The 23,646-nt window shown below is 65.6% G+C and carries 24 protein-coding genes; 14 read left to right on the top strand and 10 right to left on the bottom strand.

Annotated elements, in window-relative coordinates:
• Window positions 1–70: 70 nt before the first annotated feature.
• Complete coding sequence (locus AC1Q6Z_RS21705) at window positions 71–1,087, bottom strand: polyprenyl synthetase family protein (protein WP_256118541.1); 1,017 nt, start codon at window positions 1,085–1,087, stop codon at window positions 71–73.
• Window positions 1,088–1,196: 109 nt separating this feature from the next.
• Between AC1Q6Z_RS21705 and AC1Q6Z_RS21700 the strand changes: the two genes are divergently transcribed.
• The 6 genes from AC1Q6Z_RS21700 (at window position 1,197) to AC1Q6Z_RS21675 (ending at window position 5,737) form a co-directional block, all read left to right on the top strand.
• Window positions 1,197–1,418 (top strand): putative signal transducing protein, encoded by a 222-nt coding sequence (locus AC1Q6Z_RS21700; protein WP_435267457.1) that lies wholly within the window; start codon window positions 1,197–1,199, stop codon window positions 1,416–1,418.
• Window positions 1,415–2,221 carry a tRNA1(Val) (adenine(37)-N6)-methyltransferase gene (locus AC1Q6Z_RS21695; protein WP_492649239.1) on the top strand — a complete coding sequence of 269 codons (807 nt, stop codon included), beginning with the start codon at window positions 1,415–1,417 and terminating at the stop codon, window positions 2,219–2,221. Before AC1Q6Z_RS21700 ends, AC1Q6Z_RS21695 begins: the two co-directional genes overlap by 4 nt.
• A 78-nt stretch (window positions 2,222–2,299) precedes the next feature.
• Window positions 2,300–3,172 carry a S49 family peptidase gene (locus AC1Q6Z_RS21690; protein WP_492649238.1) on the top strand — a complete coding sequence of 291 codons (873 nt, stop codon included), beginning with the start codon at window positions 2,300–2,302 and terminating at the stop codon, window positions 3,170–3,172.
• A 33-nt stretch (window positions 3,173–3,205) separates the two neighbouring features.
• Window positions 3,206–3,397, top strand: coding sequence for a hypothetical protein (locus AC1Q6Z_RS21685; RefSeq protein WP_064329246.1), 192 nt, complete (start codon window positions 3,206–3,208; stop codon window positions 3,395–3,397).
• A 212-nt stretch (window positions 3,398–3,609) separates the two neighbouring features.
• Window positions 3,610–4,680: a dTDP-glucose 4,6-dehydratase gene (locus AC1Q6Z_RS21680; RefSeq protein WP_492649237.1), complete on the top strand. Its 1,071-nt coding sequence runs from the start codon at window positions 3,610–3,612 to the stop codon at window positions 4,678–4,680.
• 94 nt (window positions 4,681–4,774) lie between these two features.
• Window positions 4,775–5,737 carry a glycine--tRNA ligase subunit alpha gene (locus AC1Q6Z_RS21675; protein WP_256118545.1) on the top strand — a complete coding sequence of 321 codons (963 nt, stop codon included), beginning with the start codon at window positions 4,775–4,777 and terminating at the stop codon, window positions 5,735–5,737.
• Window positions 5,738–5,744: 7 nt separating this feature from the next.
• On the opposite strand, the gene AC1Q6Z_RS21670 is transcribed toward AC1Q6Z_RS21675, so the two are convergent.
• Entirely contained in the window at window positions 5,745–6,641 is an 897-nt protein-coding gene (locus AC1Q6Z_RS21670) for a LysR substrate-binding domain-containing protein (protein ID WP_492649236.1), read from the bottom strand.
• 128 nt (window positions 6,642–6,769) lie between these two features.
• Here AC1Q6Z_RS21670 and AC1Q6Z_RS21665 point away from each other — a divergent pair, with 128 nt between their 5' ends.
• Window positions 6,770–7,474, top strand: a complete 705-nt coding sequence (locus AC1Q6Z_RS21665; RefSeq protein WP_435267450.1) for an SDR family oxidoreductase — start codon at window positions 6,770–6,772, stop codon at window positions 7,472–7,474.
• A gap of 58 nt (window positions 7,475–7,532) precedes the next feature.
• Here AC1Q6Z_RS21665 and AC1Q6Z_RS21660 read toward each other — a convergent pair whose 3' ends face one another.
• Window positions 7,533–7,730 (bottom strand): hypothetical protein, encoded by a 198-nt coding sequence (locus AC1Q6Z_RS21660; protein ID WP_256118548.1) that lies wholly within the window; start codon window positions 7,728–7,730, stop codon window positions 7,533–7,535.
• Between the two features lie 190 nt (window positions 7,731–7,920).
• Here AC1Q6Z_RS21660 and AC1Q6Z_RS21655 point away from each other — a divergent pair, with 190 nt between their 5' ends.
• From AC1Q6Z_RS21655 to AC1Q6Z_RS21640, 4 genes are all read left to right on the top strand, one after another.
• Entirely contained in the window at window positions 7,921–8,469 is a 549-nt protein-coding gene (locus AC1Q6Z_RS21655) for a LemA family protein (protein WP_492649235.1), read from the top strand.
• Window positions 8,470–8,483: 14 nt separating this feature from the next.
• A complete protein-coding gene (locus AC1Q6Z_RS21650) occupies window positions 8,484–10,430 on the top strand; it encodes a DUF2207 domain-containing protein (protein WP_492649234.1) in 1,947 nt (648 codons plus the stop codon).
• Between the two features lie 103 nt (window positions 10,431–10,533).
• Window positions 10,534–12,648 carry a glycine--tRNA ligase subunit beta gene (gene glyS, locus AC1Q6Z_RS21645; protein ID WP_439629829.1) on the top strand — a complete coding sequence of 705 codons (2,115 nt, stop codon included), beginning with the start codon at window positions 10,534–10,536 and terminating at the stop codon, window positions 12,646–12,648.
• A 13-nt stretch (window positions 12,649–12,661) separates the two neighbouring features.
• Window positions 12,662–13,177 carry a 2-thiouracil desulfurase family protein gene (locus tag AC1Q6Z_RS21640; protein ID WP_492649233.1) on the top strand — a complete coding sequence of 172 codons (516 nt, stop codon included), beginning with the start codon at window positions 12,662–12,664 and terminating at the stop codon, window positions 13,175–13,177.
• A gap of 80 nt (window positions 13,178–13,257) precedes the next feature.
• Here AC1Q6Z_RS21640 and AC1Q6Z_RS21635 read toward each other — a convergent pair whose 3' ends face one another.
• From AC1Q6Z_RS21635 to AC1Q6Z_RS21625, 3 genes are all read right to left on the bottom strand, one after another.
• Window positions 13,258–13,734 carry a plant virulence effector HPE1-like domain-containing protein gene (locus tag AC1Q6Z_RS21635; RefSeq protein WP_492649232.1) on the bottom strand — a complete coding sequence of 159 codons (477 nt, stop codon included), beginning with the start codon at window positions 13,732–13,734 and terminating at the stop codon, window positions 13,258–13,260.
• 107 nt (window positions 13,735–13,841) lie between these two features.
• Window positions 13,842–15,113, bottom strand: a complete 1,272-nt coding sequence (gene purD, locus AC1Q6Z_RS21630; RefSeq protein ID WP_492649231.1) for a phosphoribosylamine--glycine ligase — start codon at window positions 15,111–15,113, stop codon at window positions 13,842–13,844.
• Window positions 15,114–15,188: 75 nt separating this feature from the next.
• The gene (locus tag AC1Q6Z_RS21625; RefSeq protein WP_256118557.1) at window positions 15,189–15,428 is read right to left on the bottom strand and encodes a hypothetical protein; all 240 of its coding nucleotides are present in this window, start codon (window positions 15,426–15,428) and stop codon (window positions 15,189–15,191) included.
• A gap of 193 nt (window positions 15,429–15,621) precedes the next feature.
• On the opposite strand from AC1Q6Z_RS21625, the gene AC1Q6Z_RS21620 reads away from it, so the two are divergent.
• Window positions 15,622–16,407 (top strand): MipA/OmpV family protein, encoded by a 786-nt coding sequence (locus AC1Q6Z_RS21620; protein WP_439629915.1) that lies wholly within the window; start codon window positions 15,622–15,624, stop codon window positions 16,405–16,407.
• Between the two features lie 55 nt (window positions 16,408–16,462).
• The gene (gene ubiA, locus AC1Q6Z_RS21615) at window positions 16,463–17,416 is read left to right on the top strand and encodes a 4-hydroxybenzoate octaprenyltransferase (RefSeq protein WP_492649230.1); all 954 of its coding nucleotides are present in this window, start codon (window positions 16,463–16,465) and stop codon (window positions 17,414–17,416) included.
• A 3-nt stretch (window positions 17,417–17,419) separates the two neighbouring features.
• Here ubiA and AC1Q6Z_RS21610 read toward each other — a convergent pair whose 3' ends face one another.
• Together AC1Q6Z_RS21610 and AC1Q6Z_RS21605 are read right to left on the bottom strand one after the other, a co-directional pair.
• Window positions 17,420–17,590: a hypothetical protein gene (locus AC1Q6Z_RS21610; protein ID WP_435267443.1), complete on the bottom strand. Its 171-nt coding sequence runs from the start codon at window positions 17,588–17,590 to the stop codon at window positions 17,420–17,422.
• Between the two features lie 168 nt (window positions 17,591–17,758).
• Window positions 17,759–18,322 carry a DUF6101 family protein gene (locus AC1Q6Z_RS21605; RefSeq protein WP_256118560.1) on the bottom strand — a complete coding sequence of 188 codons (564 nt, stop codon included), beginning with the start codon at window positions 18,320–18,322 and terminating at the stop codon, window positions 17,759–17,761.
• A gap of 285 nt (window positions 18,323–18,607) precedes the next feature.
• On the opposite strand from AC1Q6Z_RS21605, the gene AC1Q6Z_RS21600 reads away from it, so the two are divergent.
• Complete coding sequence (locus tag AC1Q6Z_RS21600; protein ID WP_492649229.1) at window positions 18,608–21,190, top strand: DUF1217 domain-containing protein; 2,583 nt, start codon at window positions 18,608–18,610, stop codon at window positions 21,188–21,190.
• On the opposite strand, the gene AC1Q6Z_RS21595 is transcribed toward AC1Q6Z_RS21600, so the two are convergent.
• Together AC1Q6Z_RS21595 and AC1Q6Z_RS21590 are read right to left on the bottom strand one after the other, a co-directional pair.
• Entirely contained in the window at window positions 21,187–22,617 is a 1,431-nt protein-coding gene (locus tag AC1Q6Z_RS21595; RefSeq protein ID WP_492649228.1) for an FAD-binding oxidoreductase, read from the bottom strand. The two genes, AC1Q6Z_RS21600 and AC1Q6Z_RS21595, sit on opposite strands and share 4 nt — an antisense overlap.
• A 10-nt stretch (window positions 22,618–22,627) precedes the next feature.
• Window positions 22,628–23,602: an L-threonylcarbamoyladenylate synthase gene (locus AC1Q6Z_RS21590; protein WP_492649227.1), complete on the bottom strand. Its 975-nt coding sequence runs from the start codon at window positions 23,600–23,602 to the stop codon at window positions 22,628–22,630.
• Window positions 23,603–23,646 lie beyond the last annotated feature (44 nt).

Raw genomic sequence — 23,646 nt, 5'->3', positions numbered from 1 at the left:
GGTAGAGAATGGCTTTTTTGGCGCGGTGCGGCAAGAAAATCCTGCCGGACCGAATTCAACCTTCCGTGGCTCAGCTCACGCGGGCAATCGAGAAGTCGATGACCTCGAGCAGCGCGTCCTTCCACGGGCTCGCCGGCAGGGGGGCGAGCGCGTCGCGCGCGATCATGCCATAGTGCTGGGCACGCGCGATCGTGTCCGTCAGGCCGCCATAGCGGGTGATGAGGTTGAAAGCGCGCTCCAGGTTGGCATCGTCGCTCTTGCCGCCCTCGATGGCCTCGCGCCAGAAGGCGCGGTCTTCCGTCGTGCCGCGCCGCCAGGCGAGAATGACGGGCAGCGTGATCTTGCCCTCGCGAAAATCGTCGCCGGTGTTCTTGCCGAGGTCGGCCGCCTTGCCGCCATAGTCCAGCGCATCGTCGACGAGTTGGAAGGCGAGGCCGAGATTCATGCCGTAGGATTTCAGCGCGTTGCGCTCGGCCCGGTTGGTGCTGGCGATGATCGGGCCGACTTCCGCGGCGGCCGCGAAGAGCGCCGCCGTCTTGGCGCGGATGACCTGGAGATAGTCGTCCTCGGTCGTCTCCATGTTCTTGGCGACCGACAATTGCAGCACCTCGCCCTCGGCGATCACGGTGGCGGCGGTGGAAAGCACGTCGAGCGCTTCCAGCGACCCGACCTCGACCATCATCTTGAAGGCCTGGCCGAGCAGGAAGTCGCCGACGAGCACGCTTGCCTGGTTGCCCCAGATCATTCGCGCGGTCGATTTGCCGCGGCGAAGGTCGCTTTCGTCGACCACGTCGTCATGCAGCAGCGTCGCCGTGTGCATGAACTCGACGCTGGTCGCGAGCTTGATGTGATGGTCGCCGTCATAGCCGAACATCGAGGCGGCGGCGAGCGTCAACATGGGGCGCAGGCGCTTGCCGCCCGAAGAGATCAGGTGGTTGGCGACCTCCGGGATCATCTGCACGTCGGAGCCGGCTTTCGACAGGATAAGCTGGTTCACCCGCTCCATGTCGGCCTTTGTCAGATCGACGAGCGGCTTCACCGATGCCTGTTTGTTTTTGCCTTCTTCAAGCGGTATCACGACGCCCAAATGCCCGGACTCCTGTTCATTTTTGTTGAAAGACAATAGAAAGCGGGGCTTCCTGCGGCAAGAGGCGAATTGTCCCGCCTCGGCAATTATGGCTGGAAAAAGAACCCGTATGATTGAATTGATCCGCACCAACGACGTCGTCCTGCTTTCCTTCGCGGAAAGCCTGATGAAGGAGGCCGGCATCCACTGCCTGATCGCCGACGAGGCGATGAGCATCCTCGAAGGCTCCCTCGGCATGCTGCCGCGCCGCTTCCTGGTGGAAGCCGACCGGGAAGACGAGGCACGCCGCATCCTCAAGGACGCGGGGCTGGCGGCGGAGTTGCGGCCGTGAGCCAGGAGCAGGCGGATGCGCGGACGGCCATCGCCGAAACCGTCGACGCCTTCCACCGCGGCCGTTTCTATGTCGTCCAGCCGAAGGGCATCGGCCACCGCTCCGGCATGGACGCGATGCTGCTCGCCGCCCTCGTTCCCGGCGATGGGCCGATGCGGGTGGCGGATCTCGGCGCGGGCGCCGGTGCAGCCGGTCTCGCCGTCGCCGTGCGCCTCGAAAAGGCCGAGGTGCTGCTCGTCGAGCGTTCTGCGCTGATGGCCGATTTCGCCCGCAAGTCGCTGGCCCTGGACTTGAACGCCGCCTTCGCCGGCCGTGTCTCTGTCCTCGAAGCCGACGTCGCGCTCGCCGGCAGGGCACGCGTCGCCGCTGGTCTTGCCGATGACGTGCACGACCATGTGATCATGAACCCACCCTTCAACGACGGCGCCGACCGGCGCACGCCGGATGCGCTGAAGGCCGAGGCGCATGCGATGGAGGACGACCTTTTCGAGCGCTGGATCCGCACCGCCGGCGCCATCCTGAAACCCGGCGGCCAGCTCTCGCTCATCGCCCGGCCGGAATCGATCGCCGAGATCATCGCAGCCTGCGGCCGCCGCTTCGGCGGCATCGAGATCACCCCCATCCACCCCCGCGCCGGCGAGAGCGCACTGCGCATCCTCGTCACTGCCATCAAGGGCTCCCGCGCCCGTCTCGCGCTGCGCATGCCCCTCGTCATGCACGACGGCCCCCAGCACGCCTTCACACCCTTCGTAGACGATCTCAACAATGGCCGCGCGAGCTACGCGCGGCTGCGAAAACCCTGAATTTCGGCACTCGCCATTGTGTTTTCCCCGGTCGTGCATACATCAGCCGGGCAACGAAACAGGAGACAGGATCGCGCGATGGCCGGATTTTTGAAGTCGCTGGTGCCGAAGAGGTTCCGCACGGAGGGGGTCGCGATCCCCGTTGTCCGGCTGCAAGGGGCGATCATGGCGGCGGGTAGCCAGTTCCGTCCACCGCTCAATCTTTCGACCGCGGCCCCGGCTCTGGAAAAGGCCTTTGCCTACCGCGACGCGCCGGCAGTGGCGATCTCCATCAACTCTCCCGGCGGCTCGCCGGTGCAGTCGCGGCTGATCTTCCAGCGCATCCGGGAACTCGCCGCGGAGAAGAACAAGCGCGTGCTGGTCTTCGTCGAGGATGTCGCGGCGTCCGGCGGCTATATGATCGCGCTCGCCGGTGACGAGATTTTTGCCGATCCGACCTCGATCGTCGGTTCGATCGGCGTCGTCTCGGGCGGCTTCGGCTTTCCGGAAATGCTGAAGAAGATCGGCGTCGAGCGGCGCGTCTATACCGCCGGCACCAACAAGGCGATCCTCGATCCGTTCCAGCCGGAGCGCGAAAACGAGATCGAATATCTGAAATCCCTCCAGCTCGAAATCCACCAGGTCTTCATCGACATGGTGAAGGACCGTCGCGGCGCGAAACTCGCCGACGATCCGGACCTGTTTTCCGGCCTGTTCTGGACCGGCGGGCGCGGCGTCGCGCTCGGCCTCGTCGATGGCCTCTCGGACATGCGCTCGGAGCTGAAGCGGCGTTATGGGCCGAAGACGCGGCTGGAGCTGGTTTCCGCGCCCAAGGGGCTGTTTGGCCGCAAGGCGCCGGGCATCGGGGGGCTTTCCGGCGACGTGGCGGAGCGTATAGGCTCTGCCGGCGTGGCGGCCGTGGCCAGTCTCGCGGAAGAAAAGGCGCTCTGGGGCCGCTTCGGCCTTTCCTGATCGCGCACACAATAAAAGAATAGGGGAGGGGCGATGGCCCAGATCATCTTTCTGCTTCTGGTCGTCGGCCTTGCCTGGTTCGGCTATCGCAAGTTCGTGGCGGATGCCGAGCGGTTGAGCAAGTTGCGCAAGCGCAGCGAGGAGGAACGCCGCACCGGCGCCACCGGCACGCTCGTCAAGGATCCGGAAACCGGCGAATACCGCCTGCGCCGCGACGACGAGTAGCCTTTCGGCACGTTTTCGTGCCGTCGCGGGAGCGGCCTGCGGCTCTTGCCGTGCCGCGCCGGGACATTAACCAAGCGTCGTAAGGTTAATGCCGCATTTATTCCTTTGCAGCCCAAGGTTGGCGTTGCCCGCGCGGGCAGGAAGCCCGATCTAACGGCAAGGGTCGCCATGATGGCATCCCGCAAAGCGCCTGCGATGAAACGGAGTATACCATGGCCTCGCTCGATCTCGATCGGATCCGCACCATCGTCGTGACGGGCGGTGCCGGCTTCGTCGGCTCGCACATCGTCGACGACCTGCTCCAGCATTGCCCGAATGCCCGCGTGCGCGTGCTCGATTCCTTCACCTATGCCGCCGACATGTCGCATCTCGACGCCGCCTTCCGCACCGGCCGCGTGACGCTCCAGGAAGGCGACGTTGGCAATCTCGACCTCGTGACCGAGGTCCTGAAGGATGCCGACCTCGTCGTGCATGCGGCCGGCGAAAGCCATGTCGAGCGCGCCTTTTCCGTGCCGGAACGCTTTACGCTCGCCAATGCGCTCGGCACCCAGGTGCTGGTGGAGGCGATGGGCCGCCGCCGCGTGCCGTTGATGATCCATATCAGCTCGGCGGAGGTCTATGGCGCCGGCAATGGCGGGCTGGTCGGCGAGCTTGCGCCGCTGCTTCCCGACAATCCGCACGGCGCCTCCAAGGCCGCCGCCGAAATGCTGATCGCGGGCCTGCGCCGCTCCTTCGGCCTCGATATCCGCGTGCTGCGCCCGGTCAACATCGTCGGCACCCGGCAGAATACCGAAAAGCTTCTGCCGCGCTTTCTGGAGCTCGCAACCGTCGGCCGCCCGCTGCCGGTGCATGGCGACGGCATGCAGACGCGCGCCTTCGTTACCATGACGGATTTCTGCTCGGCCCTGCGCACGGTCGTGACCGGCGGCGCGGAAAACGCCACCTACAATGTTGCCGGCGATGACCTGCACGACATCCTCTCCGTCGCGCGCCTGGTGCTTGATGCGGTGCAGGACCCGATCTCCGGCGTGAGCTTCACCGCCGGCCGGCCGGACAATGTCGGCCGCCCGCCGCTCGATACGCGTGCCCTGAAGGCGCTCGGCTGGCAGGCGAAGAGCTCGCTGCGCCGCGAGCTTCCGATGCTCGCCGCCTGGTATGGCGCGCGCGTGCCCGCAGGCCTGCGCCGGCAGCTGCATCAGGTGCCGGATCTGGCGCCCCAGCGCGTGCAGGCCGTCACCCAGGCCGCCGGCTCCGGCCTGTTCCGCTCGCTCGAACGGCACTGAGAGGTTTGGGGCGAGCCGCCCGAAACCCTTGACCCTTCCGGCGCATCGTGGCACCAGTCCGCCAGCTTTTTCAAAGAATGCCCGGACGAAACCGATGACCTCAGCCGCCCTGCCTGACCATATGAACCCGACGCGCTCCTTCCAGGGGCTCATCCTGACGCTGCACAACTATTGGGCGGACAAGGGCTGCGCGGTGCTTCAGCCCTATGACATGGAAGTGGGCGCCGGCACGTTCCACCCGGCAACGACGCTGCGCGCGCTCGGGCCCCGCCCGTGGCGCGCCGCCTATGTGCAGCCCTCGCGCCGCCCGTCGGATGGTCGTTACGGCGAAAACCCGAACCGTCTCCAGCACTATTACCAGTACCAGGTCATCCTGAAGCCGAATCCGTCGAACCTTCAGGAGCTCTATCTCGGCTCGCTGGCGGCGATCGGCCTCGACCCGCTGTTGCATGACGTGCGCTTCGTCGAGGACGATTGGGAAAGCCCGACGCTCGGCGCCTGGGGGCTCGGCTGGGAATGCTGGTGCGACGGTATGGAAGTCTCGCAGTTCACCTATTTCCAGCAGGTCTGCGGCATCGAATGCGCGCCCGTCGCCGGCGAACTCACCTACGGCCTCGAACGTCTCGCCATGTATGTGCAGGGCGTCGACAACGTCTACGACCTGAACTTCAACGGCCGCGAGGGCGACGAGAAGATCACCTATGGCGATGTCTTCCTGCAGGCCGAGCAGGAATATTCCCGCCACAATTTCGAATTCGCCGACACCGCCATGCTGCACCGCCATTTCATCGATGCGGAAAAGGAGTGCCAGGCGCTTCTGGCCGCCGGTGCGCCGGGCGATGCCGACAACCAGCGCCTGCACAAATGCGTGCTGCCGGCCTATGACCAATGCATCAAGGCGAGCCACGTCTTCAACCTGCTCGATGCCCGCGGTGTGATCTCGGTCACCGAACGCCAGAGCTACATCCTGCGCGTGCGCACGTTGGCGAAGGCCTGCGGCGAGGCCTTCCTGCTGACGGATGCCGGCGGCGTGAACTGGACGAAGGACGCGGCCTGACCGTTTTCTAGCGCTTGCGGCCGTCCGCGGTTGCAAGCCAGGTCCGCACCGCCGCGACGGATGTCGCATGGCGCGGCTTGCGGGGCGAGACGGCGTAAAAATCTGCGCCCGCCCGCATTTCCACGGCAAACAGCCCCGTCAGCCGGCCATCGCGAATATCCCCCTCGACGAAAAGCCGGCTCGCCAGCGCCAGCCCCTGGCCGGCAATCGCGGCTTCGATGGCATGGGCCGTCTGGTTGAAGCGGATGTTTTTCGGCGCGGTGGGCGCCCCTTCCGGAAAGACCTGTTCGAGGAACTGCGGCCAGAAATCATGCGCATCGTGCAGCAGCGCATAGCGTGCAAAGGCCTCCGCCTGCGCCGGGCTCCCAAGCTTTTCGATGAGGAGCGGGCTGCCGACCGCCACCACCACCTGTTCGAACAGCAGGTCGACATCGAGCCCCGGCCCGAAGGGCGGGCGGCCGTAGCGCACCGCCAGGTCGACGGCATCCGTCTGGAAATTGGAAATCCGGTCGGTCGCGAGAATGCGCAGGTCGATATCGGGATGGGCGGCGGTGAATTCGGGCAGGCGCGGGATCAGCCATTTGGAGGCGAAGGTCGGCGTGACGCTGATCGTCAGGTGCTGCGGCTCCGGTCGCAGGGCCTCCGTCGCCTCGGCGATCAGCTCGAAAGCGCGGCGGACATTGGCGACATAACCGCGCCCCGCTTCCGTCAGCGCGAGCGTGCGCGGCTGCCGATCGAACAGTTTTAGCCCCAGCTCCGCCTCAAGCCCGCGCACCTGCTGGGCGACGGCACCCTGGGTGACGCCGAGCTCCTCGGCGGCGAGCCGGAAATTGAGATGCCGCGTCACGACCTCGAAAACACGCAAGGCATTCAGCGAGGGGAGGCGGCGTATGGCGTCGGACATGCGATAGAATTTCTACTGGATGATGAGCGTGGAACTGGCTCGCGCTCCTGGCCTGCCGATGGTATCACTTGGAACATCACGAAGAAAGGCGGTTTGTCCGCCATGCGTTCTCGACAGGGAGATGGAAGATGGCAGTAGAAAAAGTGGCAATCATCACCGCAGGCGGCAGCGGCATGGGCGCGGCGGCGGCGCGGCGGCTGGCGACGGACGGCTTCAAGATCGCCGTTCTATCCTCCTCCGGCAAGGGCGAGGCGCTGGCGGAAGAGTTCGGCGGCCTCGGCGTCACCGGCTCCAACCAGTCGAACGACGACCTGAAGCGCCTCGTCGATGGCGCGCTGGAACGCTGGGGCCGCATCGACGTGCTGGTCAACAGCGCCGGCCATGGCCCGCGCAAGCAGATCCTCGAATTGACCGACGAGGACTGGCACGCCGGCATCGACGTCTATTTCCTGAACGCCGTGCGCCCGACGCGCCTCGTCACCCCGATCATGCAGAAGCAGAAATCCGGCGTCATCATCAACATCTCGACCGCCTGGGCCTTCGAGCCGAGCGCCATGTTCCCGACATCCGCCGTTGCGCGCGCCGGCCTCGCCTCCTTCACCAAGGTTTTCGCCGATACCTACGCGGCCGAAAACATCCGCATGAACAACGTGCTGCCCGGCTGGATCGACAGCCTGCCGGCGACGGACGAACGGCGCGACGGCGTGCCGATGAAGCGCTACGGCACCAGCGAGGAGGTCGCAGCCACGGTCGCCTTCCTCGCCTCCGACGGTGCCGGCTATATCACCGGCCAGAACATCCGCGTCGACGGCGGCATCACCCGTTCGATCTGACACGGCAAACATTGCGACTGTCTTCGCCTCTCCGGTTCCGCCGGAGAGGCTTTTTCGTTCAAGCCAGCGTCGAAGCCTTTACGCCAAGTTCCCAGACGGGCTTCAGGGTGGGGAAGGTGCCGGTGGGGAGCTGGCCGGCATAGGTCTGGAGAGCCCGGCGTACACCCTTCGGACGGTCGACCGCTGCACCCATCGTATAGGCGAGGAAGAGGGCGGTGAAACCGAGAACGTTGATGGTGAGGACGAGGGCTTTCATGGCGGTTGCTTCGGAGTTCGTGTTGTTGATGAAGCGACTATCGATGAAAGCCCGTCCTCCCGCGGTTCCCCGGGTGACAGGACGCTGATGTCTTTGGGAAAATTGACGCTTCATCCGGCCTTGCGGGGCTTTCCTGCGCCGCTTCGGATGCTAAGCTCGCGCCGAACGCACTGAAGGAGCGGAGAACCTCATGATCGGTCTGGCAATCGCGGCGGTGGTCGTCATCTACGCCATCATCATCTACAACGGCCTCGTGCGCGCACGGCAGGTGAAGGAGGAGGCCTGGTCCGGCATCGACGTGCAGCTGAAACGCCGCGCCGACCTCATCCCCAACCTCATCGAAACGGTGAAGGGCTACGCCGCTCACGAAAAAGAGACGCTGGAAAACGTCGTGGACCTGCGCAACCGCGCGCAGGCCGTGCCCGCCGGTGACGTCGCCGGCCGGGCTCAGGCGGAAGGCATGCTGAGCCAGGCGCTCGGCCGCATCTTCGCGCTCGCTGAAGCCTATCCGGACCTCAAGGCCAACCAAAACTTTGCCGAGCTGCAAGGGACGCTGGAAACGCTGGAGGGCGAGATCCAGATGTCGCGGCGCTACTACAACGGTGCGGCGCGCGATCTCAACGTCAAGGTCGAAAGCTTCCCCTCCAACCTCGTCGCCGGCCTCTTCAAATTCCTGAAGGCGCCCTATTTCGAGATCGAGAACCCGGCCGACCGGGCCGTGCCGACCGTGAAATTCTAGACCTGGAGTCCTCCATGATGCGGATTGCCGCCCTCCTGACGCTGTGGCTCTGCCTTCTGGTCGGGGGCGCGGCCCGGGCGGAAGAATATTTCGACCGCTACCATTCCGATATCACGGTCGCCAAGAATGGCACGCTGACGGTGACGGAGGCGATCCGCGTCTATGCCGAGGGCAACCAGATCCGCCGCGGCATCTACCGCGATTTCCCGCTGACCTTCGTGGACGCCGAAGGCCGCGAGCGCGAGGTCGGCTTCAAGATCCTCAGCGTCGAGCGCGACGGCCGCCCGGAACCCTACCGCACGGAAAGCATCCGCCGCGGCATCCGCATCTATTTCGGCTCCGCCGACGTGCTGCTTGATCCCGGCTTCCACCAATACCGCCTGACCTACGAGACGACGCGGCAGATCCGCTTCTTCGACACGCATGACGAACTGTTCTGGAACGTCACCGGCACCGAATGGGCCTTTCCGATCTACCGGGCGAGCGCGACGGTGACGCTGCCGCCGGGCGTGAACGCGGAGGAATTGACTTTCTTCACCGGCCCCTTCGGCGCGACCGACAAGAATGCCCGCGCTGAAAATCGCGGCAACCAGGCGACCTTCGAGACGACGCGGGAGCTCGGGCCGCAGGAGGGCCTGACGATCGGCGTGAAGATGCCGGCCGGCAGCATCGACAAGCCGACTGCGGCCGAGGAGCGCGTACTGTTCTTCAAGGACAACCGCAGCCTCATCCTCGCCTTCGGCGGCCTCGTCCTCGTCGTCGGCTATTATCTCTGGGCCTGGCTCTCCGTCGGCCGCGACCCGCCGGAGGGCGTCGTCGTGCCGCGCTGGGATGCGCCGGACGGCATGTCGCCCGCCCTCGTCAACTATATCGAGGAGAAGGGTTTTGGCGGGCGCGGCTGGACGGCGGTGTCGGCCTCCTTCCTCAATCTCGCGGTCAAGGGGCTGGTCGAGCTGCAGGACCTGAAAAACTCGCTCACCGTCACCCGCACGGAAAAACCCGTCGAGGGCGAATTGCCGACGGGTGAGAAGGTGCTGCTCAACGCGCTCAAAAGCCCCGGCTTCAGCCTCGTCATCGACAAGACCAACGGCAAGCGCGTGCAGACGCTCGGCAGCGATTTTCGCGATGCGATGGAGAAGGAGCACCGGCGCAAATATTACCTCGCCAACTGGCCCCAGATCATCGGCGGCATTCTCCTGTCGCTCGCCTGCCTTGCCAGCCTGCTGATCTTCGGCGGGCTGCCGGAGGACAGCATCGCGCTGGTCATCCTGCCGCTCTTCGCCTCGGTCTTCGTGTCGATCTTCGCGGTGGCGCTCGGGCAGAATTTCAAGCGGGCGAATTCGCTTGGCGCCCGTATCCTCGCCGTCGCCATCGCCGCCTTCGTCGGCTTCGTGTCGCTCACCGTCTTCGGCAGCATCACCGTCGCGATCTTCCTGACGACCGCTGCCGCCGGCCAGATGCCGCTCTTTGCCGCCGTCGGCGGCATCATCGTCGCCAATCTCGTCTTCTTCTTCCTGATGGGCGCCCCCACGCCGCTCGGCCGCAAGCTGATGGACGGCATCGAGGGCCTGCGCCAATACCTGACGCTCGCCGAAAAGGACCGCATGAACATGGCCGGCGCGCCGGAAATGTCGCCCCGCCATTTCGAAACACTGCTGCCCTATGCCGTGGCGCTCGGCGTCGAAAAACCCTGGTCGCAAACCTTCGACCGCTGGCTCCTCGCCGCAGCCGCGGCCGGCGCCGCCGCTGCCGCCTACCAGCCCGCCTGGTATCACGGCGACAGCTTTTCCTCCGGCCGCTTCTCCGACCAGATGGGCGGCTTCGCCGGCTCCATGGCCAGCACCATAACCTCCTCACTCCCCGACCCACCAAAAAGCTCCTCCTCCGGCTTTTCCTCCGGCGGCGGCGGTGGCGGCTCCTCGGGGGGAGGCGGCGGCGGCGGTGGGGGAGGCGGGTGGTAGCCGATCGTCGCTTTGGCCCACTTTTCGGGATTGGACGGATGACAATTGCGCTGGGGCTTGCTAAGTCCCCGCCAGTCGAAAACTCCACCAGTCAGTGACCCTTATGCCCGATCTTCTGCTTGAACTCCGCTCCGAGGAAATCCCCGCCCGCATGCAGCGTAAGGCGGCGGGTGATCTGAAGAAACTCGTCACGGATGCGCTGGTGGAGGCGGGCCTGACCTATGAGGGTGCGCGCGAGTACTGGACGCCGCGGCGCCTGACGCTGGATATTCGCGGCCTCAATGCCCGCTCCAGCGATGTGCGCGAGGATATCAAGGGACCGGCGACCTCGGCGCCCGAGCAGGCGATCCAGGGCTTTCTGCGCAAGGCGGGCCTTGCCTCGGTCGCTGAGGCCCATGTGCACAGCGATCCCAAGAAGGGCGATTTCTACGTCGCGCATACGGTCAAGCCGGGCCGCCCGGCCGATGAGATCATCGCCGAGGTGATGCCGGGCATAATCCGCAATTTCCCCTGGCCGAAGTCGATGCGCTCCGGTGCCGCCTCGGCCAAACCCGGCGCGCTGCGCTGGGTGCGTCCGCTGCAATCGATCGTCTGCACCTTCGGCTCGGAGACGGAGGAGACACGCGTCGTGCCCTTCGAGGTCGATGGGCTGGTGGCCGGCAACGTCACCTACGGCCACCGCTTCCATGCGCCGGACGCGATCACGGTGCGCCGCTTCGAGGATTATTCCGCCAATCTCGAAAAGGCCAAGGTCGTGCTCGATGCCGAGCGCCGCAAGCAGATCATCGCGACGGACGCCAACAACATCGCCTTTGCCAACGGCCTTGAACTGGTCGAGGACGAGGGTCTCTTGGAAGAAGTCTCCGGCCTCGTTGAATGGCCGCAGGTGTTGATGGGCACGTTCGAGGAGGAATTCCTGGCGATCCCGTCGGAAATCATCCGCCTGACCATCAAGACCAACCAGAAATGTTTCGTCACCCGCAAGCCGGGCGCCGACACGCTCTCCAACCACTTTATCCTCGTCTCCAACATCGAGGCGAAGGATGGCGGCAAGGAGATCGTGCACGGCAACGGCAAGGTCGTGCGCGCCCGCCTTTCGGACGCCAAGCATTTTTGGCAGCGCGACCAGCGCGACCTGCCCGACCTCGACACGCTGAAGGCATCGGCCGAAAAGTTCGGCCTCGACCTCGCAAAGCCGCTCGACCAGCGCATGGCCAAGCTCGACGCGCTGAACGTCACCTTCCATGCCAAGCTCGGCACGCAGGGTGCGCGTGTCGAACGTATCCGCAAGCTCGCCGCCGAACTCGCCAAGGTGACCGGTGCCGATGCCGCGCTCGTCGACCGTGCCGTGGTGCTTGCGAAAGCCGACCTGCGCACCGAAGCCGTCGGCGAATTCCCCGAGCTCCAGGGCATCATGGGCCGCAAATATGCAGTCCTCCAGGGCGAAGACGCTGCGGTCGCCGAGGCGATCGAGGATCACTGGAAGCCGAACGGCCCCTCCGACCGCCTGCCGGGCGACAAGATCGGCGTGACCGTGGCGCTTGCCGACAAGCTGGATACGCTGACGGGCTTCTGGGCGATCGACGAAAAGCCGACCGGCTCGAAGGACCCCTATGCGCTGCGCCGCGCCGCACTTGGCGTCATCCGCATGCTGCTCGAAAAGAACATCCGCCTGCCGCTCGCCTCGGTTGCGAAGGATGCGGACCTCATCGCCTTCTTCCACGATCGCCTGAAGGTCTACCTCCGCGATCTCGGCGCGCGCCACGACCTGATCGACGCCGTGCTGACGCCGGAGGCCGACGACCTGCTGATGGTTGCCCGCCGTGTCGAGGCGCTGACGGCGTTCATCACCTCGGAAGACGGCCAGAACCTGCTTGCCGGCACCAAGCGCGCCACGCAACTGCTCGCTGCGGAAGAGAAGAAGGGCACCGTCGTCGAAGGCGCCGTCTCGGCCGACCTGCTGAAGCTCGATGCCGAAAAGGCGCTCTATGCCGCCGTGGAAACCGCCTCGAAGGAGGCGGCCGCCGCCGTCGCCCGCGAAGATTTCCGCTCCGCCATGGAAGCGCTCTCGGCGCTGCGCGCGCCGGTCGACCAGTTCTTCACCGACGTGCTCGTCAACGACGAGGACCCGGCCATCCGCGCCAACCGTCTGGCACTCCTCGCCGCCATTCGCGCGGCAACGGGTACGGTGGCGGATTTCTCCAAGATAACGGGATAAGGGAAGGGCGCTGATGCCGGGCAAAATCCTCATTAGCGCCTGCCTTGCCGGCCTGCCGGTCCGTTACAACGGCTCGGCGAAACCGCTCCTGCATGACGCCGTCGATCGCTGGCGGTCGGAGGGGCGGCTGGTGACGCTCTGTCCGGAGCTTGCCAGCGGTTTCCAGGTGCCGCGTCCGCCGGCGGAGATCGAAGCGGGACGCGACGGCGACGACGTGCTCGACGGGCGGGCGCGCGTGCTCGAGGTTTCGGGCGGGGATGTTTCGGCGGCCTATATTGACGGCGCGCGCATCGCGCTCGATGTGGCGCGGGAGAACGATTGCCGGCATGCGCTGCTGATCGACGGCAGCCCGTCCTGCGGCTCCGGCTTCGTCTATGACGGCAGCTTTTCAGGTATTAGGCATGCGGGGCAGGGGGTGACGGCAGCGCTTTTGCGCCGAAACGGCATCGCCGTCTATTCCGACCGTGAGGTCGACCAGCTCGTCAGCGATTTGGGAGAGGCCGGCCGACACGATTGCGCCCCCGCTTGAGGTCAGGGGCGCAAAACGTCCGCTTTCGCGGATTCCTGTCAGCCTGGAGGGACTGAGAGGCAGGGGTCTGCAGTATGCGGTCAGTTGAGCCGAAGTTCAAACCCTGCCGGATCAAACTCCCGTGAAGTCGCCATCGAGGCCGTCGCCGCGTCGCGGGCGGCGGTACCGTCGAGCGCGCCGGTCTTGGCGCCGGCATCGACGGTTTCCGTCGCTGTCGCCTTCTCGTCCAGCGGTGTTTCGGCGTCGGCAGCCTGCACCGTCTCGGCCGGGGCCTTACTCACGAAGAGCACGGGCGAGCCGCCCATCCAGGCTTCCGTGCGGAACATCTTGCGTTCGCCGTTCTGCTCGCGGATCTCCACCTTCTGCGTGCCGGGCTCGATGGCGTCGACATGGTAGGTGGCGGATTTGGCCTTCGGCTTCAGCGCCGGGCAATCCTCGCAGCGGATCGTCGCGACGCTGGTGCCGTCGGCGGTGGCGCTGGCGAGCGGTTCGATCGAACCCGCAAAGGCCGGGGCGGCGAGAAGCATCAGGGCAAGGGTCGGCAGCAGGGTACGCATGAAACGGTTCTCCCTCAGGGTTGAGGGGAGAATAGCGCCCGCCGGTTACGGTCCCGTCAGGGGAAATGGTAAACTTTGAACGACCACGCGTTTTTTATGGGCGGGATTCAGCCGTTTTCACGCTCGACGGCGCGCCAGCCTATGTCGCGGCGGCAGAAGCCGTTTTGCCATTCCACTCGGTCGAGCGCCTGGTAAGCCGCCTTTTGCGCCTCGGCGACGGTCGGCGCGACGGCCGTGACATTGAGCACGCGCCCGCCGGTCGCGACAAGCTGGCCGTCCTTCAGGCCTGTGCCGGCATGAAACACTTTCGTGGCCGCGTCATCGGCCGGCAGCGAGAGGATCGGCGTGTTCTTTTCGTAAGCGCCAGGATACCCCTTTGAGGCCATGACGACGGTGAGCGCCGGGGCGTCGCGCCAGGCGGCGGAAACCGTGTCAAGCCGGCCGGTCGCGGCGGCATGCAGGATGGGCAGAAGGTCGCTTTCGAGCCGCATCATCAGCACCTGGCATTCCGGATCGCCGAAACGCACATTGTATTCGATGAGCTCGGGGCCTTTGGCGGTGATCATCAGTCCGGCGAAGAGCACGCCCTGGAACGCATGGCCATCCGCCGCCATGCCGCGGATCGTCGGCTCGATGATCTCCTGCATCGTGCGCGCGACCATCTCGGGCGTCATGACGGGGGCCGGCGAATAGGCGCCCATGCCGCCGGTGTTCGGGCCGGTGTCGCCATCGCCGACGCGCTTGTGGTCCTGGGCGGAGGCGAGCGGCAGCGCGTTCACGCCGTCGCAGAGGCAGAAGAAGCTCGCCTCCTCGCCATCGAGGAAGGCCTCGACCACGACTTCCGCACCCGCCGCGCCAAAGGCGCCATCAAAGCAGTCGGCAACGGCGGCGAGTGCCTCGTCGAGCGTCATGGCGACCGTCACGCCCTTGCCGGCGGCAAGCCCATCGGCCTTGATGACGATCGGCGCGCCCTCAGCCTCGACATAGGCCTTGGCGGAAGCGGCATCGGTGAAGCGCTGATAGGCGCCGGTGGGAATGTCGTATTTGGCGCAGAGGTCCTTGGTGAAGCCCTTGGAGCCTTCAAGCTGGGCCGCGGCCGCCGAGGGACCGAACACGTCGATGCCGTCTGCGCGAAGCGCATCGGCGATGCCCGCAACGAGTGGTGCTTCCGGCCCGACCACGACGAAGGTCACGCCGTTTTCCTTGCAGAAGGCTGAGACGGCGGCGTGGTCGTCGATGTCGAGGGGAACCAGCGTTGCGCATTCGGCGATGCCGGGATTGCCGGGGGCGGCATAGAGCGTGGTGAGGAGGGGGGATTGCGCCAGCTTCCAGGCCAGCGCGTGCTCGCGTCCGCCCGATCCGATCAACAGAACCTTCATGCCCATACCCTCGATCCGTCCTTGGTTGTTGGCGGGTTAAGGGGATGGGGCTGAAAGGTCAAGGGTTGCGCGGCGTCAGAGCGTCGCCGCGCCCTTTTCCGGCGTGCCACGGCCGAGATTTTCGAGCTCGGTGTCGATCAGGTGCACGTCCTCGTACCAGCCGTCATCCTCCACCATCGCGCTTTCGCTGGCGGCGCGTTGCAGGGCGCGGGCCTCGGTGCGTAGCTTTTCCAGCTGGGCGATCTTCTCCTTGCGCGAAAGCCCCTCGTCGGAGCGGATTGCCTGCAGCTTCAGTTCCATCGTGCTGACGGTCATCGGGAAACTCCTTGTTTCGTCACGCGGAAAACGCAGACTTGGGCGAATCGTTCCTATGGGCCGACCCGGCGGATGGTTAGCGAAACGGTAATGAAAGGGGGCTAATGTTGACGCAATCAAAGGTTTCGGCAGCCCGCGGCGGGCCTGTCGGTGAAGCGAGGATTGTGTTTTGAGTATCCGTGTTTCGACCGCAATGACTGCGGCCGCTCTCCTTTTTGCGCCCGTTTCCGCCCTTGCCGGCGACGGCGGTTATTTCTGGTCCGGGGATTGGTATTTGAAGGTCGGCGCTGCCGGCTTTGCCGCGCCACGCTACGAGGGCGCGAAAAAATACCTGTTCCAGGTCACTCCGATGATCTCGCTGGGCAAGGCCGGCAGCACGGTGCGTTTCTCCTCGCGCAACGACAACCCGTCCTTCGCGCTGATCGACAATGGCGGTTTTCGTGCCGGCGCCACAGGCAAGCTCATCATGCCGCGCGACGACGACGATTCGAAGGACCTGCGCGGCCTGACGCCGGTGAAGTTCGGCGGCGAACTCGGCGGCTTCGCCGAAGCCTATCCGACCGATTGGCTGCGCGTGCGCGGCGAAGTGCGCCACGGCATCCGCAGCCATGACGGCATCGTCGCCGATGTCGCGGCGGACGCCTTCGTCGACGTGCGGCCGGACGTGCGCATTTCCGCAGGCCCGCGCGTGACGCTCGCCTCGAACGACTACATGGACACCTATTATGGCGTGAACCGCAACCAGGTCGCCAAATCCGGCCTCGCCGCCTACGATCCGGACGGCGGCATCCATTCCGTCGGCGCGGGTGCCGCGATCACCTGGCAGGTCAACGAAAAGATCGAGACGAGCGCCTTCGCCGAATACAAGCGCCTCGTCGGCGATGCTGCCAAGTCCAGCCTCGTCAAAGAGCGCGGCGACCGCGACCAGCTGCTGATCGGCCTGTCCGCCACCTACCGCTTCGATTTTACAGTGCCTTGAGCGCTGCGGCACCGCGCCGGCTTGACCCGCGCGGTGCCGCTTGCGATTGAGGGACATGATCAGCTCTCCGTCCGATTCCGGCCGCGTCGCCGATGCGCCGTCCAGAAACTGGGTCTACCGCGTGCTGCCGCGCAGCGCCTGGCCCTATGCGCAGCTCGCGCGCTGGGACCGGCCCATCGGCTGGCAGCTCCTGCTTCTGCCCTGCCTCTGGTCGACGGCTTTGGCCGCCAATGTCTCGGCCGCGATCGGCACCTTCGACACGGTGCGCTTCCTCACGCAGCTCTTCCTGTTCTTCGTCGGTGCCGTCGCCATGCGCGGCGCCGGCTGCACCTATAACGACCTCGTCGACCACGAGATCGACCAGGCCGTCGCCCGCACCCGCTCGCGCCCGCTGCCGTCGGGCCGCGTCACGCGCCGGCAGGCGAAGATCTTCATGGGCTTGCAGGCGCTCGTCGGTCTCGTCGTGCTCCTGCAGTTCAATCTGTTTACGATCCTGCTCGGCGTCGCCTCGCTTGCCATCGTCGCGATCTATCCCTTCGCCAAGCGCTTTACGGACTGGCCGCAATTCTTCCTCGGCATGGCCTTCTCCTGGGGCGCGCTGATGGGCTGGGCGGCGGAATTCGCGGAAGTGTCGAGCGCCTCCGTCGCGCTCTACATCGCCGCCATCGCCTGGACGATCGGCTACGACACGATCTACGCCCACCAGGACAAGGAAGACGATGCGCTGATCGGCGTGCGCTCCACCGCCCGCCTGTTCGGCGAGCGCACGGCGCAATGGCTGATCGGCCTCTACGGCCTGACCGTGGTGCTGGTCGCGCTGTCCTTCTGGCTCGCCGGCATCGGCCTCGTCGCCTGGCTCGGCCTCGCCATCGCCGCCCTCATGCTCGCCTGGCAGATCGCCACCCTCGACATCGACGACCCCGAACAGTGCCTCGCACTCTTCAAGTTCAACGGCGTGGTCGGCCTCTGCCTCTTCCTGTCCCTGACGATCGCGATCCCGTTCGCCTGACCTTTAACGGTGCCGCGGCGCCCGGGCGCCCGTCTGCGGGCGGTCTTCCAGGCGGCGGAGGATGGAGGGGTGCGGGGCGATCTCGAAGCCGCGGCGCGGCGGGCGGGCGCGTTCCGTGGTGGCGCTCTCGACGGTGCGGATACGGCCGAGGAGGGTGGTGATGAACTTTGCCATGGCGATCTGTCCCTTGCTTCGCGGTGCCGGGCTGTGCCGGTCTGTTGGAAGCTGTTTCCCACGATGGCGGCGTGAAAAGTGTTCCTGAGGGAACAGGAGAAGAGGCACACGAAAAAGCCGGCCGCAGGGGACGGCCGGCTTCTTGGAGGTCATGTTTTCATTGCAGGCTCAACTGCGGGCGGTGATCTCCCGGCCGTTGATCTTCATCTGCACGCCGAGCTTGCCGGTCGTGCGGCGAACGAGGAAGCGCGGGCGGCGATCGGCGAAGAAGGAATGGCGGCGGCGCGGTTTTGCCGGGCGGCTGCCGACCGTCAGGTTGTCGTCGAGCGGCCGGGCGATGCCGTCGGCCTCGACCATCAGCATGGGAATGCGATAGGCCTCGGCCCAACTGCGCCAGTCGGCGGCGATATCGCAGAGATCGTGTGCCACGAGCAGCGGGATGCAGAGGTCCGGGTCGTCGTGGTGCAGTTCGAGGGTGACGGTGACCTGGCCGTTGCCGTGGTCGATGGCGCGGGCGGCCACGCCCTTGAAGGCGCGGGGCGGCAGGGCTATCGAGAGCGGGAGGCCGCTCGACGGCAGCACCTTGCGCAGCACGGCGCCGCGTTCGTCGAGCGTGATCGTCGCATTGGTTCCCTCGGCGCGCAGCTCGAATGTCACCTGCTGCGGGAAGCGCTTGGGGTCGAGCCGGAGCGTGGTGCCGGCCCAGGCCGGCTTGGAAACGGTATTCAGCATGTCTTTCGCCCTTGTTTTCCTTGAGAGCCGGTGTCCGGTCTTCTCATCGGGACTTTTCGTCCTCTGAGGGCGAGAATAGGCGCGGCCCCTTCCGAGCCGCTTAAAAATTGCGGTTAAGAAAACTTTGCAGTTCCTGATGGTTAGCAAAACTCCACGGCGCAGGGTTTAGGAGAGGTGAACGCGGGCCGGCCAATCTGTGCCACGCCCCCGACAGGCCGGGACAAGCCTCGCGCGCGAAAATGGCCTTCGATCGGCCTGCCCGCGCCCGGAAAAGAGAGTTTTTCGATGCTGTCCACCTATACGAGTTACAACCTCATCACGCGCGACATGCTGACGTCGCTGGACCGCACCGCGAACGAAACGACCAATGCGCGCGATACCGCCTATTACAAGGAGGCGATCGGCAAGGTCACATCGGTCGACGAGTTCCTCGACGACTACCGGCTCTATTCCTATGCCATGAAGGCCCACGGCCTGGAGGAGATGACCTACGCCAAGGCCTTCATGCGCAAGGTGCTGGAAAGCGACCTCTCCGACGCCAACAGCTTCGTCAACTTGTTGACCGACGAACGCTACCGCACCTTCGCCAACGCCTTCAGCTTCGAGGCTTCGACGGCCGCCACGGCGCAGACCGAAGTGCAGCTTGACGAGATCATCGGGCTCTATTCCTCGACCGCCGCCAATGCCGGCACGGCGATCAAGGAGGAAACGCGTTATTACGATGCCGTCATCGACGGCGTGACAAGCGTCGACCAATTGCTGAACAACGACCGCCTGCGCAACTACATGCTGACGGCCTTCGGCATCAATGCGGATACCTATTCGCGCCAGACGATCCGCAACGTGCTGACGAGCGACCTCGACGACCCGAACAGCTTCTTCAACACCCAGTTTGGCGGCCGGGCGGCGGATGCCCTGGCGGCCCGCCAGGCGGCGAGCGACGCGCTGGAGCCGCTGGAACTGCGCGAGAGCCACCTGAAGCGCATCACCAAGCTGCAAACCGACATTCCCGCCATGCAGACGCGCATCACCGCGCTCGAAGCCGAGATCGCCACGCTCTCCACCAATCCGAACGGCCTGCCGGCTGCGGAGCTGGAGGAAATCATCGATGGCAAGCGGGCGGAGATCACGCTCTTCCAGACCCGGCGGGCGGAATACCAGACGGAACTGGCGGACAAGCAGGTCGCCGTCGCCGATCTCGATGCGGTGCTCGTTCCCCGGCCGCAGGCTGCCGCGCGCATCGCCGCGCTGAAGGCGGAGATCGCCAGCCAGAACGGCGTGCTTGCCAATGTCGACAAGTACCAGGTGCTCGCCTCGGCCTATAATTTCGAAACGGATGGCACGGCGGTCGCCGGCACGGTGCAGACCGACAGCCAGAAGACCAGCACGAAAGAGCTTTACACGCTCTCCAATCCGCGCGTGACGACGGCGGCGGCGCTGATCCACCGAGACTATTTCGAAAGCCGGATCGCCAGCATCACCACGACCGACGAGATCGCCAACGACCCGCGCCTGGTCTCCTATCTCAAGGTCGCCTTCGGGCTCGACAAGCCGGCCGTCACCAACCTGACGATCCGCAACATCATCGAGAGCGATCCGGACCCGAACAATCCGACGAGCTACATCAACCTGTTCGGCGGTTCCAGCAAGGAGCAGTACAAGGCGCTGCGCGCCGCCTTCAACTTCCAGCTGGACGGCACGCTTGCGCCCGGCGACACGCCGCAGACGGCCGCGCAGACAACCACGACTGCCAACAATTACATGATCCGCTACAACGACGTCGACGACGAGGCGGACGAGCTTGCGGTCAACCGCTTCAAGAGCCAGATCGGCGCGGTCAAGACCGTGCAGGATTTCGTCGGCGAGGCGACGATCTACGACTTCGCGTTGAAAGCCTTCGGCCTCGATCCGGCCAAGGTGACGCCGCTGACGATCAAGAACGTGTTGAAAAGCGACCTCAACGATCCGAAGAGCTATGTGTACCAGCTGAAGGACGAGCGTTACGTCGAGCTCGCCAAGGCGTTCAATTTCGGGTCGGACGGCAACATCACCGTGCCGAAGCTGGCACAATCCGAGGCCGAGATCCTGGTGATGTCGCGCGCCTATGTGGTGGAGAAATCCCGTTTCGGAACGGAGGACGACCGCACGCTCGCCGAGGAAGAGGCGAAATATTACTCCGTGCAGATGCAGAAGGTGGAATCGGTCAAGGAATTCCTCGCCGACCCGCGCCTCGTCGCCTTCGTGCTGACGGCCAACGGCATCGATCCGGAAAGCGTCGATGCCGAGTTCATGGCAAAGATCTTCACCTCCGACCTCGACGACCCGAAGAGCTTCGTCAACCAGCAGGCGGATCGCGACTACCGCAAGCTCGTCGCCTCATTCAACTTCAATGCCGAGGGCCTGGTCGAGCGTCCGGACGACGCGCAGATCCAGTCGCGTCGCGGCATCTACGAGACGCTCGACAGCTATGTGCGCCAGAAGCTGGAAGAGGAGGCCGGCAACGACAATGCCGGCGTGCGCCTGGCGCTCTATTTCGAGCGCAAGGCGGAAACCATCTCCAGCCCCTACGACCTGCTCGCCGACGACGCGCTGTTCGAGGTCTTCAAGACGATCTACCAGCTTCCGGATGAAATCGGCAGCGCCGATATCGACGCCCAGGCCAGCATGATCGAGCGCTATCTGGAGCTTGAGGACCTGCAGGACCCGGAAAAGGTCTCCAAGATGATCGTCAAGTTCGCCGTGCTCTACGACCTGGACAACCAGACCACCGTCGACCCGGCGCTCTCCGTGCTGAACGGCACCGGCTCCGCCGGCATCAGCGCCGACCTGATGATGTCGCTGGCACAACTGCGCACCGGCGGCTCCTAAACTTTGACGACTTTGCCGGGATTCATGATGCCGGCGGGGTCGAAAGATCGTTTCACCCGGCGCATCAGGTCCATCTCGATCGGCTCGCGCACTGCGGCCAGTTCATCCCGCTTCAATTGGCCGATGCCGTGTTCGGCGGAAATCGAGCCGTTGTAGCTGAGCACGATGCCGTGCACGAGGTGGTTTATCCCGCTCCAGCGGTCGAGGAACGCCTGCTTGTCGGCGCCGACTGGCTGCGAGATGTTGTAGTGAATGTTGCCGTCGCCCATATGGCCGAAGGAGCAGATGCGCGCGCCCGGAATGGCCGCCATCACCGCCGCGTCGGCCTCAGCCATGAAGGCCGGAATGGCCGAGACCGGCACGGAGACGTCGTGCTTGATCGAGCCGCCCTCGGGCTTTTGCGCCGGCGACATGTTTTCGCGCATGTGCCAGAGCGCCCGGCGCTGCTCCTCGCTCGACGCGATCACCGCATCCTCCACCAGCCCCGCCTCGATGCCTTCGGCCAGCAGCGCTTCCATCATGCGCGTCGCGGTTTCCGCGGCATCCGAGGTCGAGATGTCGACCAGCACATACCAGTCGTGCGGGCTGGCGAGCGGATCGCGCACGCCGGGAATATGGCGGGTGGTGAACTCGACGCCGAGACGCGGCATCAACTCGAAGCCGGTAAGGGCATGGCCGCAGCGGCTGGAGGCGCGTTCGAAGAGCGTGAGCGCGTCCGCGACGGATTTCACCCCGGCAAAGGCGACCTCATGGCCGAGCGGCCTCGGAAAGAGCTTGAGAACCGCCCCTGTGATGACGCCGAGCGTGCCTTCCGCGCCGATGAAGAGATCGCGCAGGTCGTAACCCGTATTGTCCTTCTTGAGGCGGCGCAGCCCGTTCCAGATTTCGCCGGTCGGCAGCACGACTTCCAGCCCGAGGCAGAGCTGGCGCATGTTGCCATAGGCGAGCACCGCGGTGCCGCCGGCATTGGTGGAAAGGTTGCCGCCGATCTGGCAGGAGCCTTCCGAGCCGAGCGACAGCGGGAAGAGCCGGTCGACCGCCTCGGCCGCCTTCTGGATCTCCGCCAGCACGGCGCCGCCATCGGCGACGATGACATTGCCGACCGGGTCGACATCGCGGATGCGGTTGAGGCGCGACAGCGACAGCACGACATCGGCTTCACCTTCGCGCGGCGCAGCACCCCCGACATGGCCGGTATTGCCGCCCTGCGGCACAATCGCCGTGCGCGTCTCGCTCGCGAGCGCCAGGATGGCGGAAACCTCGGCCACCGAACCGGGCCGCAGCACCAGCGGCGACGTGCCGTGGTAGAGCCCGCGGCTTTCAATGAGATAAGGCGCGATATCCCGGTCCTCGACGAGCGCATAGGCCGGGCCGGTGATGGCGGCGAAGCGAGCGATGAGATCGGGGGAAAGCTTTGCCTGGACCATCGTGTTTCCTTTATCCGCGGGGCGCGGCGGCGCGCTGCAAACGATCGTTGATCGCCTCGCCGAGGCCGGTCGAGGGGATCGGCGAAAAGGCGATGGCGGCAGCACCCGTCGCATCCGCCTGTTTCATATAGCCGAAGAGATTGGCGGCCGCCTCCGCGAGATCGCCGCCCGGGCTCAGATCCAGCACGAGCGCCGCGTCGGCCTCGCCCGGCAGCGGCGTGCCGCCGAAGCGGATCAGCACCTCGCCCGGCCGCACCTCGCGGGCATCGAGTCGCACGGGTGCATCGGGCGCATAATGCGAGGCGAGCATGCCCGGCGCCTCGATCGTCGCGCCAGCCTTGTCGTTGCGCAGCACAGTGCGGCCGGTGACGCGTTCGACTTCGGCGGCATCGAGCCCGCCGGGGCGGAGCAGCCGGATCGTCTCGCCCTCGACCTTGAGGATGGTGGATTCCAGCCCCACGACGGCAGGCCCCGCATCCAGCACCAGCTCCAGCTTCGCGCCAAAATCCTCGGCGACATGGCGGGCGGTGGTTGGGCTGATGCGGCCGGATGTGTTGGCGCTCGGGGCCGCCAGCGGCCGGCCGAAGGCGGCGAGCAGCCGGCTTGAAAAACCCGTCGGTACACGGATGCCGACCGTGTCCAGCCCGGCGCGGGCAAGCGGATGGATGGCGCTGTCCGACCGGATCGGCAGCACGAGCGTCAGCGGGCCGGGCCAGAAGGCCTCGGCGATCTGCCGCGAGAGGGGATCGAAGACCGCATGCCGTTCCGCCATGGTTAGGTCGGCCATGTGGCAGATCAGCGGATTGAAGCGCGGCCGGCCCTTCATTTCATAGATGCGGGTGATGGCCAGCGGATTGGTGGCGTCGGCGGCGAGGCCATAGACCGTCTCGGTGGGAATGGCGACGGGCACGCCGCGGCCGAGCACCTCGCACGCCCGGGCAAGTGCTGCCTCCGGTTCCGTCCGCGTATCCACGATATCTGCCATCTCGCCCTTCCGTCGCTCCCGGCCTCCTTTAGCGTTCTTTGCCG

It is taken from the genome of Shinella sp. GW835-FHT14H05, from assembly GCF_058793575.1.
This window is presented reverse-complemented; position numbering and strand designations above follow the sequence as displayed.

Coding starts and splice junctions, on each gene's coding strand:
- AC1Q6Z_RS21700 (WP_435267457.1), top strand. CDS start 1,197: ATGATTGAATTGATCCGCACCAACGACGTCGTCCTGCTTTCCTTCGCG.
- AC1Q6Z_RS21690 (WP_492649238.1), top strand. CDS start 2,300: ATGGCCGGATTTTTGAAGTCGCTGGTGCCGAAGAGGTTCCGCACGGAG.
- AC1Q6Z_RS21685 (WP_064329246.1), top strand. CDS start 3,206: ATGGCCCAGATCATCTTTCTGCTTCTGGTCGTCGGCCTTGCCTGGTTC.
- AC1Q6Z_RS21680 (WP_492649237.1), top strand. CDS start 3,610: ATGGCCTCGCTCGATCTCGATCGGATCCGCACCATCGTCGTGACGGGC.
- AC1Q6Z_RS21675 (WP_256118545.1), top strand. CDS start 4,775: ATGACCTCAGCCGCCCTGCCTGACCATATGAACCCGACGCGCTCCTTC.
- AC1Q6Z_RS21670 (WP_492649236.1), bottom strand. CDS start 6,641: ATGTCCGACGCCATACGCCGCCTCCCCTCGCTGAATGCCTTGCGTGTT.
- AC1Q6Z_RS21665 (WP_435267450.1), top strand. CDS start 6,770: ATGGCAGTAGAAAAAGTGGCAATCATCACCGCAGGCGGCAGCGGCATG.
- AC1Q6Z_RS21660 (WP_256118548.1), bottom strand. CDS start 7,730: ATGAAAGCCCTCGTCCTCACCATCAACGTTCTCGGTTTCACCGCCCTC.
- AC1Q6Z_RS21655 (WP_492649235.1), top strand. CDS start 7,921: ATGATCGGTCTGGCAATCGCGGCGGTGGTCGTCATCTACGCCATCATC.
- AC1Q6Z_RS21650 (WP_492649234.1), top strand. CDS start 8,484: ATGATGCGGATTGCCGCCCTCCTGACGCTGTGGCTCTGCCTTCTGGTC.
- glyS (WP_439629829.1), top strand. CDS start 10,534: ATGCCCGATCTTCTGCTTGAACTCCGCTCCGAGGAAATCCCCGCCCGC.
- AC1Q6Z_RS21640 (WP_492649233.1), top strand. CDS start 12,662: ATGCCGGGCAAAATCCTCATTAGCGCCTGCCTTGCCGGCCTGCCGGTC.
- AC1Q6Z_RS21635 (WP_492649232.1), bottom strand. CDS start 13,734: ATGCGTACCCTGCTGCCGACCCTTGCCCTGATGCTTCTCGCCGCCCCG.
- purD (WP_492649231.1), bottom strand. CDS start 15,113: ATGAAGGTTCTGTTGATCGGATCGGGCGGACGCGAGCACGCGCTGGCC.
- AC1Q6Z_RS21625 (WP_256118557.1), bottom strand. CDS start 15,428: ATGACCGTCAGCACGATGGAACTGAAGCTGCAGGCAATCCGCTCCGAC.
- AC1Q6Z_RS21620 (WP_439629915.1), top strand. CDS start 15,622: ATGACTGCGGCCGCTCTCCTTTTTGCGCCCGTTTCCGCCCTTGCCGGC.
- ubiA (WP_492649230.1), top strand. CDS start 16,463: ATGATCAGCTCTCCGTCCGATTCCGGCCGCGTCGCCGATGCGCCGTCC.
- AC1Q6Z_RS21610 (WP_435267443.1), bottom strand. CDS start 17,590: ATGGCAAAGTTCATCACCACCCTCCTCGGCCGTATCCGCACCGTCGAG.
- AC1Q6Z_RS21605 (WP_256118560.1), bottom strand. CDS start 18,322: ATGCTGAATACCGTTTCCAAGCCGGCCTGGGCCGGCACCACGCTCCGG.
- AC1Q6Z_RS21600 (WP_492649229.1), top strand. CDS start 18,608: ATGCTGTCCACCTATACGAGTTACAACCTCATCACGCGCGACATGCTG.
- AC1Q6Z_RS21595 (WP_492649228.1), bottom strand. CDS start 22,617: ATGGTCCAGGCAAAGCTTTCCCCCGATCTCATCGCTCGCTTCGCCGCC.
- AC1Q6Z_RS21590 (WP_492649227.1), bottom strand. CDS start 23,602: ATGGCAGATATCGTGGATACGCGGACGGAACCGGAGGCAGCACTTGCC.